Consider the following 11,848-nt stretch of genomic DNA (forward strand, 5'->3'; position numbering starts at 1 on the left):
ACTTGATTTCCCGCCCAAGGAATAGCATGACGCCGCGATGCACGGCTATTCTTTCAATTTGGACCGGATCACCCTGACAGCGCTCGCCTCTGGTTTGCTCTGGTGGCAGGAGCGACGCTTGCTTTGTGTGTCCGATCTTCACCTCGGAAAATCGGACCGCATGGCCCGACGGGGCGGGGCGTTGCTCCCCCCTTATGAAAACCGCGAGACGTTGGACCGGCTTGCACAGGCGATAGATGCGCTCGACCCGCTCAGCGTGATCTGCCTTGGGGACAGTTTTGACGACGACGCCGGACAGAACGCACTGGAACCCGAAGATCACGCGCAACTGACCATGATGATGGCCGGCCGGCGCTGGATCTGGCTGGAAGGCAATCACGATCCCGGACCTGTTAACCTTGGCGGCACACATATGTCGGAATATAAAACCGGACCGTTGGTGTTTCGACATATCGCGAAATCTGGCGCACGAGCCGAGATTTCTGGCCATTATCATCCCAAAGCAAGCCTGCGTATGAAAGCGGGCCGCATGTCACGCCCGTGTTTCCTGATTGACGACAGCCGCGTAATTCTGCCTGCTTTCGGGGCGTATACCGGCGGCTTGCGCTGCAATGATCCGGTGTTCGAACCGCTGATGTCCACCAAAGCTGTCGCGGTCCTAACGGGCACGCAAGCGTTGCCTTTGCCAATGCCGCGAGCTTAATCGCAGCATAAAAAACTTGATGGAAGTGTGAAGCGCCCTACATCTTCTATACCGGCGCAGTAAAACCGGTCATGCAGCAGGATTGTAATCCGAGTATTCAAGCGCAACAGTACGCGTGGCCTGCTCTGAAAAGTGATTTGAGTAAAAACGCGGCGCCGGCCCAAAACCGGCGTCGCGTTTCATTTTCAAGCGTTCAAGCCGTCAGCCCGTCGGGTTCATCCAGCCCGTTGGCTCGACAACAGGCCGTTACAGTATTGGCCAACAGACAGGCAATAGTCATCGGACCCACACCACCCGGAACAGGGGTGATCGCCCCGGCTTTTTCAACAGCAGAGGCAAAATCCACATCGCCAACCAGTTTGGTTTTACCCTCTTTTTCCGGATGCGGTATGCGGTTTATGCCCACGTCAATCACGGTGGCACCATCTTTGATCCACTCCCCCGTCACCATTTCAGGCCGCCCGACCGCCGCGACGACGATGTCCGCGGTCCGGCACAACGCCTCTATGTCCTTGGTGCGGGAATGGGCAATCGTGACGGTGCAACTGTCCTTTAGCAACAGATTCGCCATCGGTTTGCCCACGATATTGGACCGTCCAACGACCACTGCGTTTAGCCCCGAAAGGCTGCCGTGATGATCGCGCAGCATCATCAAACAGCCAAGCGGCGTGCAAGGCACCATAGACTTTTGCCCCGTGCTCAGCCGTCCGACGTTAGAAATGTGAAACCCGTCAACGTCCTTTTCCGGCACGATAGAGTTGATCACCAACTCCTCGTTGAGGTGATCCGGCAAGGGAAGCTGGCACAGGATACCATGCACTGCCGGATCCTCGTTCAACTGGTTGATCAGCGCGAGAAGATCCGCTTCGGATGTGTCCGCCGGCAGCTTATGCTCGTACGAATTCATCCCCACTTCCAATGTGGATTTACCTTTGTTGCGGACGTAAACTTCAGAAGCCGCATCTTGACCGACCAGCACCACAGCAAGGCCCGGCGTCACATCGTGATCTGCCTTCAACCGCGTCACATGCTCTGCCACCTTGGCCCGAACAGAGGCCGCAAATTCTTTCCCGTCGATAATTTTCCCAGTCACCCTATGGCCCTTCTACGTCTTTAAAATACCCTGACCGGAGGCACCGCCCCCGGCCAGAACTGGTTCGCCTTCGCCGGAACATACTCCGGCGGGATCGATTAGAACAAGCCCTCGATCTGGCCGGCCTCGTTCAGGTGGATGTTCTCGGCACTGGGCACCCGCGGCAGGCCTGGCATGGTCATGATCTCTCCGCAGACCACAACAACAAAGCCCGCACCCGCGCTCAGTCGCACCTCACGGACCGGCACCGAATGGCCTGTCGGCGCGCCGCGCAGGTTCGGATCAGTCGAAAAGGAATATTGGGTTTTAGCCATACAAACCGGCAGATTCCCATAGCCCTGCTCTTCCCAAAGGCGCAGTTGGTCGCGTATTTTCTGGTCGGCGAGCACTTCATCTGCACGATAAATTCTCTTTGCGACGGTCTCGATCTTTTCAAACAGAGGCATCTCATCACCGTATAGCGGCGCGAACTGGGAGGCACCGCTTTCGGCAATCTCTGCCACGCGGGTCGCCAGCGCCTCGGAGCCTTTGGAACCGAACTCCCAATGCTGTGAAACGATCGCTTCAGAACCCTGCGCCGCCACATAGTCCTTCACCGCCTGCACTTCTGCATCCGTGTCCGTGACAAAGTGGTTAATAGCGACCACTACAGGCACACCAAAGCTTTTGAGGTTACTGATGTGGCGACCGAGGTTCGGGCAGCCAGCGTTCACCGCATCCACGTTTTCCGCGCCAAGATCGGCTTTGGCAATGCCACCGTTCATCTTCATCGCGCGCACCGTGGCGACCAGCACAACACAATCCGGTGCCAGACCCGCCTTGCGGCACTTGATGTTGAGAAACTTCTCGGCCCCGAGATCCGCACCAAATCCAGCTTCCGTCACAACAAAGTCAGCCAGCTTCAGGGCCGTTGTCGTCGCCATTACAGAGTTGCAACCGTGGGCGATATTGGCAAACGGGCCGCCGTGTACGAAAGCCGGATTGTTTTCCAGCGTCTGCACCAGATTGGGTTGCATCGCATCCTTCAGCAGTACAGTCATCGCGCCGTCCGCTTTGATATCACGGCAGTAAACCGGCGTACGGTCGCGGCGGTAGGCCACAATCATATTGCCCAAACGCTCCTGCAAATCCGACAGATTGCGCGCCAGACAGAGGATCGCCATCACTTCGGACGCGACCGTAATGTCAAAACCCGCCTCACGCGGGAAACCGTTGGCAACACCGCCCAGAGAGGCCGTTATTTGACGCAAAGCGCGGTCATTCATATCCACAACGCGGCGCCAGACAACGCGGCGCACGTCGATCTCAAGGTCGTTGCCCCAATAGATGTGGTTGTCGATCATCGCCGAAAGCAACGAGTGGGCAGAAGTAATTGCGTGGAAATCCCCCGTAAAGTGCAGGTTCATATCTTCCATCGGCACGATCTGGGCATAGCCGCCGCCCGCAGCACCGCCCTTCATACCAAAGTTTGGACCAAGGGAGGCCTCGCGGATACAAACGCAGGCATTTTTGCCGATCCGGTTCAGACCGTCGCCCAGCCCAACGGTCGTGGTGGTTTTACCTTCGCCCGCAGGTGTTGGATTGATGGCAGTCACCAGCACCAGCTTGCCGTCTTTGCGATCCTGAACAGAATCGATGAAAGACTGGCTGACCTTGGCCTTGTCGTGACCGAACGGCAGCAAATCATCTGTGCCGATCCCCAATTTCGCGCCGATCTCCTGGATCGGTAGTTTCGACGCCTCCCGCGCGATTTCGATGTCGGTCTTGTAAGCCATTTTCACTCTTCCCTGTGGGTGTTGGTCTTTCTGTGTCACATCGATAATTAATGCCGAAAAATGCCCCCCCGAACCCAGAGCAAATACGACACAATCCAACCCGTAATCGCCGCCTGTACCGATTCACGCTGATCGTAGGGCAGATTCCGTGGGTCCGCGCGGTATCAGGCTTCCAGCGACCAGTGCCGCTGATTGGGAATATGAAGCGTGAACCGGTCGCCGACCTTTAGCGGGCCTTCCCGTTCCACCCACGCTGTGACCCCGCGCCGATCGGTGGCGGCTGTCTTGAACATTTTTCCCTTTCCCGGATATCGGGGCTCCAATTCTTCTTTGCCGGGGAAGATGCAGGGGCGGTTTTCCATATCGACCACAAGGGTTGTGCCCGCTTCGTTTTGCAATCGGGATGAGGGCGGGATGAAAGTAAAGTCCGGTGAGCCTCGTACCATGATGCTCGCCCCGAGCCATGCGGGATCGATGCTATCCAGTCCAATTTCGGCGGCAATCAGCTCCAATTCCTCTGCGCTAACGATAGAGAGCTGGCGGGCGTTGCGGATTTCTGTCCCTCTGGCGTGTTGTGACAAGACGCGGGAACACGACGGGCGCGTCAGCCCTGCATGGCATTCCCCATCGATACCTGCAAAACCTGCAAAAACTTCGACCTTCGGGTCCGAAACAAGGGCCGCTTCCCGATCCGGCACCACCCCGAGGTAGACGATTTCGCAGCTATGTTTCGTGGGTTTCAAAGCGGGCATTGGACGACTTCCTTAACAGTGTTCTTGCACACCCGCGCCATGCGGAACGGTTTAAGATGTTAGACCTCAGCCCCGCGCAAAAGAAAAGACCCGCGCACAGCACAGGTCTTTAAATATTTCTTCCAAGATCACTTCCTTTAGGAAGCCAGTCCTTAGACCGGATCAGGTTCCATGTCCCCTTTAGGAGGATTCTTCGGCTTCTTCGTTTTCGGAACAGCCGCGACACTGGGTGAATTTCCGCCAGTATCAGTATCATCGTCATCATCCGAACCACGGTTCAGTGGCTCCCCAGCAATGACTTTCTTAATCTCGGCACCGGTCAGGGTTTCGTATTCCAACAGGCCTTGCGCCATGTTTTCCAGCTGGTCCGCATGATCGGTCAGGATTTGCTTCGCCCGTTCATAGCCTTCATCCACCAGCTTGCGCACTTCGGCGTCAATGATTTCTTGCGTATCCGGACCGGCATTCACCCCACCACCCTGCGGGCCAAGGTAGGTGTCCTGACGATTTGCATAGTCGATGTTGCCAAGCTTCTCTGACATACCGAACTGAGTCACCATCGCACGAGCAATCCGTGTGACCTGTTGAATGTCGGAAGACGCCCCAGAGGTTACATTTTCTTCCCCGAAGATCAGTTCTTCCGCAACCTTACCCCCCATCGCCATAGCGATCTGGGATTTGTACTTGGTTTTGGTGACGGACAGCTGATCCCGCTCTGGCAAAGACAGGACCAGACCCAATGCTCGGCCCCGTGGAATAATGGTCGCTTTGTGGATCGGATCATGCTGCGGCACGTTCAATCCAACAATGGCGTGACCCGCTTCGTGATAGGCGGTCAGCTTTTTCTCATCCTCGGACATTACCATAGAGCGGCGTTCTGCACCCATCATGACCTTGTCTTTGGCGTTTTCAAAATCTTCCATCGTCAGGTAACGTTTGCCACTGCGGGCTGCCATCAAAGCAGATTCGTTGACGAGGTTCGCCAGATCAGCACCGGAAAATCCCGGTGTTCCGCGGGCAATAATGCGCAGGTCCACATCCGGCCCCAGAGGAGTCTTGCGCGCGTGAACTTCAAGGATTTTTTTCCGTCCGTTGATATCCGGATTTGGCACCTGAACCTGACGGTCAAAACGGCCCGGACGCAGCAGCGCAGGGTCAAGAACGTCAGGACGGTTGGTCGCCGCTAGAAGGATCACACCTTCATTGGCCTCAAAGCCGTCCATTTCAACCAACAGCTGGTTCAACGTCTGCTCGCGCTCGTCATTGCCGCCGCCGTAACCGGCACCACGGTGACGACCAACAGCGTCAATTTCATCAATAAACACAATACAAGGCGCGTTCTTCTTGGCTTGTTCAAACATGTCACGGACACGGGACGCACCCACCCCCACGAACATTTCGACAAAGTCCGAACCGGAGATCGTGAAGAACGGCACACCGGCCTCCCCCGCGATTGCGCGTGCCAGCAAGGTTTTACCAGTCCCGGGAGGGCCAACAAGCAGCGCGCCCTTCGGGATTTTACCGCCCAAGCGGCTGAATTTCTGCGGGTCGCGCAGGAACTCAACGATCTCTTCCAACTCGTCCTTGGCTTCATCGATACCGGCTACATCATCAAAAGTGATCCGCCCGTGGCGTTCGTTCAGCAGCTTGGCCTTGGATTTACCAAAGCCCATCGCGCCACCACGTCCGCCGCCCTGCATCCGGTTCATAAAGAAGATCCAGACGCCGATCAGCACCAAAAACGGCAGCCACAGAGACATAGCCGAGAGGAAACCCGATTGTTCCTGCGCCTTTACGTTCACATTGACGCCGGCATCAATCATCTGGTCGGTCAGCTTGTCGGATTCCATCGCCGCGCGGGGCTGGATTGTCTGAAAGCGGGAGCCGTCCTTGTTCACAATGGTGATGAGTTCACCATCCATCTGCACTTCGGACACATTCCCTTTTTCAACGGACTGGATAAATTCGGAATAAGTGATCTGATTCTCATTGCCAGCGCTTTGCCCGTTGCTGAACATGTTGAACAAAGCAACGATCAGCAGAAACAGCACGACCCAAAAAGCCAGATTTTTGGTATTTCCCAAGGCGGTTCTCCTTAAGGCACTTTACGTGCCGAGTATTTAATAAAGTGTTACGTGAAACATATGTTTCCGCGTGGCGTTTTCAATGCGTCACAATGGTTGCATAAAAACTTTCCGTTCCATTCCGCAGCCAACACTTGCAGTCAGGGTTTTTATCGACAAAGGGCGCCGACTTCAATTCGTTATTATACCATAAAGACGGCGAGGCGAGGATTGCATTCCTGCTTTCGGCAGTTTCACGCCACTCCGGACGCAGCAAAATGCCGTCTTTTCCCAATGGGCGCCAGTTTCCGGCCGCTTTATCGCAAGCAAACCGGCTGTCAAAAACCCCTGCCGCACCGTCACAATTCTGCATCGCGGCGACCTCTCGGGTGATCTCCGCCCCTTCTGCTCTGTCAGGCGTCAACAGACACCCCGACAAGCTGTGCGCCTGCCCGCTGTGACAGGCCACGAGCGCCCGTTTCAATGCGTTTAGGCGGGGACGGTAGGGTGCGGCGGAGACCCAGCGCAAACAATGGGCAAAAAGGCGCAGGCGGATCTCTTCGGGCTCATTAAAAAGCGCCTTAACATCCAACCGGACAGAGCCAATCTCTCGGGGGGTCGCAATGCGGCGGAGAGCGGTCTCACTGACCTGTTCCAAAGCGGCCCTGGTAGATTGCAAGCGGGATGCCGTATCGGCCAAAACCTCAACACCCAGACCAATTTCGCCGAGCATCTCCAGCGCGTTACGCATTTTCACACGATCAAACCGGATGTCCCGATTGCTGGGATCTTCGGCCCAAGCGATTTGGCGATCCCGTAGTAGGTCCCGCAGGGATTCGCGGTGCATCTCCAGCACGGGCCTCAGCCACAACACGCCGTCTTTTCTGCGTTGGGGTAATATTCCGGCCAGCCCGTCCACGCCGCTGCCCCGCTTCAGCCGCAGCAGAAAGGTTTCGGCCTGATCTTCTCTGGTGTGACCTGTCGCCACTCCGGCCAACCCGTGGCACCGTGCCCAGCCTGCGATCAACTGCTGTCGCGCCTGCCGTGCGTTGTCTTGCAAGTTGCCACTTTTGGGATGGTTCTGCCACAACAGTGTCTTATGCGGGATGCACATTTTTTTACACAACAACGATACCGCCTGCGCCTCGGCTGCGGACTCTGCCCGTAATCCGTGATCAACTGTTACGCTATATAAAGGGCGCCCCAACGGTTTGGCCCACTCTGCCATCAAAACAAGCAGAGCAAGCGAATCGCCTCCACCGGACACCGCCACGCCAAGCGGCCCGTCCGGTACCGTATCCATGTATTGAAGGAACGTCTGCGTCATAGCAGGCGCCGCTGGTTCAGGAACACCCTATGGCACTGCGACTGGTCTGTGCTTCACCCACAATAGAGGCGGCGGGATAGCGGATCGGGACTTCTGCCAGCATCAGGCAGGCCTCTTCCTGTTGGCCCAATTCCTTCAGGCTCAGCCCTAAACGATAAAGCGCTTCGGGTGCTTTGGTGCCTTCCGGTGCGCCGCTAAAGCTCTCAAGGAAACTGCGCGCCGCCCCGTCCCAGTTGCTTTGAGCGGCCAGTGCCGCGCCTTTCCAGTAATGGGCCTCACCTGTTAGCGGCCCCCCCGGAAAATTAGAGATCAACGTATCAAACTGCGCGGCTGCGCTGGCATAGTCCTGAGACTCGTAAGCTGCCATAGCTTGCTGAAACGTGTTCTGTTCGGTGCTGGTGGTCCCGCTTGTCTCACCGGTTTGGGTGCCACCGCCCGTGGAAACCGGTGTGCGCGGTCGGGTTGAAATCTTCCCCCCCAGCGGAGCGGTCCGGTCAAGCGCGCTTACATCACAGTTTGCTTCCAGCTCGCACAGGCGGAACTCCAGGTCGCCGATCCGGTTCGTGCCGTCATTGACAATGCTTTCAATCCAGAACTGTTTTTCCTCAATCGCACCGGTCAGACGCCGCATTTCGGCTTCCAGTGCATCTATCCGCTGCAAGGCAGGGGCATTGCTACTGCTTTGAGTCGCCGCCCCAGTTGTGGACAACTCCCGTTTCATCGACACGACATCCGCATAGAGGAACTCCAGCTCCTGCCGGATATCTGCCAGCGTTTCACCGTCCTGCGCCTGCGCGCCCAGAGGTGTCAGAACCGCCGCTACCAAGATTGCCCGCAAAATCCGCATCTTCAATGTTCCCCAAATACTCATGAACGCGCCGTCTGCAAAGTTTCGCAAACGGCGCAAATTCCAGTCCGATTTAGCTGGTCAGCCCAGTCGCCACCAAAGTGACGGCGCGACGGTTCTTGGACCAACATTCCTCATTCGAGCAAATCGCCAGCGGGCGTTCCTTGCCGTAAGTCACAGTGTCAATCCGGCTTTCCGCGACACCACGACTAACGAGATAATCCCGCACAGAGTTGGCACGACGGGCCCCCAGCGCAAGGTTATATTCCCGCGTTCCGGTTTCGTCCGCATGACCTTCAATCGTGATCGAATAGGTGCCGTTTTGTTGCAACCAGTTCGCCTGAGCATCCAGTGTTTGCGTCGCAACCCCTGTCAGCGTGTGTTGGTCTACCAGAAACAGCACCCGATCCCCGATGGTCTGGTTGAAATAAGCCACAGACGCGGGGTCGTTCACTCCGGCACCTACGCCGTTTGCATTGGCATTCGCACCGCTGTAACCGGTATCATCTCCGGTTTTAGGGCGCATGTCACAGGCCGCGAGAGCGGTCACACAGGCCAGCATCAGGCCGATTTTCGTCATTTTCATCTGCTCATCCTTTCGTTCATCAGCGTCTCGGGCGCTTTGGAACCGCGTTAAATTCACTGCATCTATAGCAGTTCTTCTACCTTATGGGAAACACCCTGTCACCTACTCCAACAGGCCCGACCATGCCGGATCGGACGCAAACGTCGGAGTTGCGATCTTGCGCAGGTTCTGCCCTGTCACATCCATTGAAAACAGCGCCGGAGCACCGCTTTCCCCTTGGGTTTCACGGAAGAACATGATCACGCGCCCGTTGGGCGACCAAGTTGGACCCTCATCAAGGAACGATCCGGTCAACAGTTTTTCCTGACTGCCATCCGTGCGCATCACGCCAATGTGAAACCGCCCACCACTGATGTTGGTAAAGGCAATCAGGTCGCCGCGTGGAGACCAGACAGGCGTGCCGTAGCGACCCGGACCAAAGCTGATCCGCTTGGCCTCGCCGCCGGTGGCGGGCATGACGTAAATTTGCTGGCCACCCCCACGGTCGCTTTCAAAGACAATTTGGCTGCCGTCAGGGCTAAAGCTGGGCGCGGTTTCAATCGCGGGGGAGTTGGTCAGTTGGGTTTTCTGGCCAGTCGCAATATCAAAGGTATAAATGTCAGAATTACCCCCGTTGCTAAGCGACATGATCACTTTGCGACCATCAGGGCTGAAGCGCGGGGCGAAGGTCATGTCCTTGCCAGCCGCGTCAAGAGCGCGGCGCGACAGTGTGTCCACGTTCATCAAGAACACCTGCGGCACCCCGGTTTCATAGGTGGTGTAAATGATTTCTCGCGCGTTGGGCGAAAATCGTGGCGCGAGAACAATATCTTCGCTCCCGGTCAAATAGCGCACATTCGCGCCGTCATAATCCATCACCGCCACCCGCTTCTTGCGGTCATTCTTTGGGCCTTCCTCGGCAATATAAGCGACGCGGCTGTCGAAATAGGGGTCTTCACCGGTCAGGCGGCTATAGATCACATCGGCGACCTTATGGCTCATCCGGCGCCAGCTTTGACTGCTGGCGGCGAATTGCACGCCTTCCAATTGTTCCTGACCAAACACGTCAAACAAGCGGAATTTCACAACCATTTGGTTGTTCTCGGTCAGGCTGACAGCCCCTGTTACCAAAGCCTGCGCATTGATCGCCTTCCAGTCGGAGAACTGCGCCGGTGCATTGAAATTGGTGATGGTGCCGATATGGGCGCTGGCCGGAATGGCGCGGAACAATCCGGTGTTAACCAGATCAGCGGTCACAACATCGGTCAACTGCTGGGCAAAAGACTGTGCGCCTGCGTTTTCAGCCACAAATGTGGGGATCGCGATTGGCATCGGCTCGATCACACCTTCGGTAATCTCGATCCGCAGCGGGCCGTTGCCTTGGGCCTGACCCTGCAGCGGAGCCACAACCGTCATTGCCAGAATGCAAAGCTTCAAAAACTGTTTCATTATCTCACCGCCATGTTTTGGGGGTTAAAGACGACTTCGATTTGCCGCCACTGTTCGTATTTGTCTTGGGGCAGGTCATAAGGCGCACAGCGGATCAATGCCCGCCGCCCTGCCTCATATGCCTGCTGAACCAAACCCTGCGGGGTGCCGGATGGTTCAATCAATTTCGGATTTCCGACCAGTTTACCATCCTGAGACAGCTCTACCGACAGGGTTACAACCAGATCAGCCGCGCCCTGCACGCCAACAGGCGGTGCCCAGCACTGTTGAACGGCAAGCACGAGCGCCCCTTTTTCCCGACCGGTCAGAGGCGGTCCGCTTGGCTTGGCGGCGGCCTCTGCTGCGGCTTCGGCGGCAGCGGCTTGAACCGCTTCTTCAATGGCACGGGCCTGCGCGTCTTTGGCTGCCTGATCTGATATCGCTTTATCCGCTTCGGCCTGTTTCGCCTGTTCCTGCTCCGCCGCTTTGCGCGCTGCATCCTTGGCAGCTTGCGCACGGGCAACAATATCGGAAGGGCGGCCCTTGGGGCGTGCGGATTTGATCGGCGCGGCAGAATTCGGGTCCTGCTCTGCCTCGGTCACGATCTCGGTCGTGCTTTTCTTCGGAGCGACTTCTTCTTTTGTCTCTTCGGGTTCTGCCACGTCTTCGCTTGGCGTGGTCGATTCCACTGCCTCTGCACCGGTTTCCGCATCTGTCGGTGGCTCCGGAGAGACCTTGTTATCAATGCGTGGTGCAGGCCGTGGTTTAGGCCGCAATAATGCCAAACGATCCGGCGAGACCTGACCGCTGGTGTCCGTATCAGAGACCTGCGCATCCGGTGTCACAACCGTATTGCCAGTTGCTTCCTGCGTCTGATCGGCTGTCTCTGTGCTTTCAACAGGCGGCTCTGGCGGGGTTTCGACCACAGGTTCTGGGGGCGTGTCCGGTTCTACCGCTTCGGCCAGATCAGGCGCTTCGGGCGGTGTGTCGGTTTCTGGCGGCGTTTGTGTTTCCTGAACCGGCGGCTCTTCAACCGGTTGTTCCACCTGTGGTGCATCAACTGACGCAGACGGTTCTTCCGAAAGGCTCGGCAGGGATTGCGAAGGTTCGTCCAGTTGCGGGGACGGCGCGCTCGACATCAGGCTGTCGAACTCTGTGCTGGTGATGATCGACACTTCGGAAATCTGGATTGCATTGCTTTCGTCGCTGTCAAACAACGGGCCGCCAAACGCCGCCAGCCCCAACAAGACGCCGTGCAATCCGATTGATATTTTGGTGCCGGTCTCCACGGAACG

Annotated in this window: 10 protein-coding genes; 1 reads left to right on the top strand and 9 read right to left on the bottom strand. The window is 56.9% G+C overall.

Going from position 1 to position 11,848, the window contains the following annotated elements:
* Positions 1–37 precede the first annotated feature (37 nt).
* Positions 38–703: a ligase-associated DNA damage response endonuclease PdeM gene (gene pdeM, locus IEX10_RS06580; RefSeq protein ID WP_188672307.1), complete on the top strand. Its 666-nt coding sequence runs from the start codon at positions 38–40 to the stop codon at positions 701–703.
* Positions 704–896: 193 nt separating this feature from the next.
* Here pdeM and folD read toward each other — a convergent pair whose 3' ends face one another.
* The 9 genes from folD to tolA all read right to left on the bottom strand — a co-directional run bounded on the left by folD (position 897) and on the right by tolA (position 11,842).
* A complete protein-coding gene (gene folD / locus IEX10_RS06585) occupies positions 897–1,796 on the bottom strand; it encodes a bifunctional methylenetetrahydrofolate dehydrogenase/methenyltetrahydrofolate cyclohydrolase FolD (protein ID WP_188672310.1) in 900 nt (299 codons plus the stop codon).
* 98 nt (positions 1,797–1,894) lie between these two features.
* On the bottom strand, positions 1,895–3,571 hold the full coding sequence (locus IEX10_RS06590; RefSeq protein ID WP_188672312.1) for a formate--tetrahydrofolate ligase: 1,677 nt from the start codon (positions 3,569–3,571) through the stop codon (positions 1,895–1,897).
* Positions 3,572–3,735: 164 nt separating this feature from the next.
* Positions 3,736–4,323: an MOSC domain-containing protein gene (locus IEX10_RS06595; RefSeq protein ID WP_188672315.1), complete on the bottom strand. Its 588-nt coding sequence runs from the start codon at positions 4,321–4,323 to the stop codon at positions 3,736–3,738.
* Between the two features lie 152 nt (positions 4,324–4,475).
* Entirely contained in the window at positions 4,476–6,407 is a 1,932-nt protein-coding gene (gene ftsH, locus IEX10_RS06600; protein ID WP_188672316.1) for an ATP-dependent zinc metalloprotease FtsH, read from the bottom strand.
* A gap of 79 nt (positions 6,408–6,486) precedes the next feature.
* Positions 6,487–7,713, bottom strand: a complete 1,227-nt coding sequence (gene tilS, locus IEX10_RS06605; protein WP_188672319.1) for a tRNA lysidine(34) synthetase TilS — start codon at positions 7,711–7,713, stop codon at positions 6,487–6,489.
* Positions 7,714–7,729: 16 nt separating this feature from the next.
* Complete coding sequence (ybgF, locus tag IEX10_RS06610; RefSeq protein WP_229678456.1) at positions 7,730–8,584, bottom strand: tol-pal system protein YbgF; 855 nt, start codon at positions 8,582–8,584, stop codon at positions 7,730–7,732.
* A gap of 49 nt (positions 8,585–8,633) precedes the next feature.
* Positions 8,634–9,146, bottom strand: a complete 513-nt coding sequence (pal, locus tag IEX10_RS06615; RefSeq protein WP_188672322.1) for a peptidoglycan-associated lipoprotein Pal — start codon at positions 9,144–9,146, stop codon at positions 8,634–8,636.
* A gap of 102 nt (positions 9,147–9,248) precedes the next feature.
* Complete coding sequence (gene tolB, locus IEX10_RS06620; protein WP_188672325.1) at positions 9,249–10,574, bottom strand: Tol-Pal system beta propeller repeat protein TolB; 1,326 nt, start codon at positions 10,572–10,574, stop codon at positions 9,249–9,251.
* A complete protein-coding gene (tolA, locus tag IEX10_RS06625; RefSeq protein WP_188672328.1) occupies positions 10,574–11,842 on the bottom strand; it encodes a cell envelope integrity protein TolA in 1,269 nt (422 codons plus the stop codon). The genes tolB and tolA overlap by 1 nt, the downstream gene beginning before the upstream one ends.
* Positions 11,843–11,848: the final 6 nt, after the last annotated feature.

Source organism: Neptunicoccus cionae (assembly GCF_014643735.1).
Taxonomy (GTDB): Bacteria; Pseudomonadota; Alphaproteobacteria; order Rhodobacterales; family Rhodobacteraceae; genus Amylibacter; species Amylibacter cionae.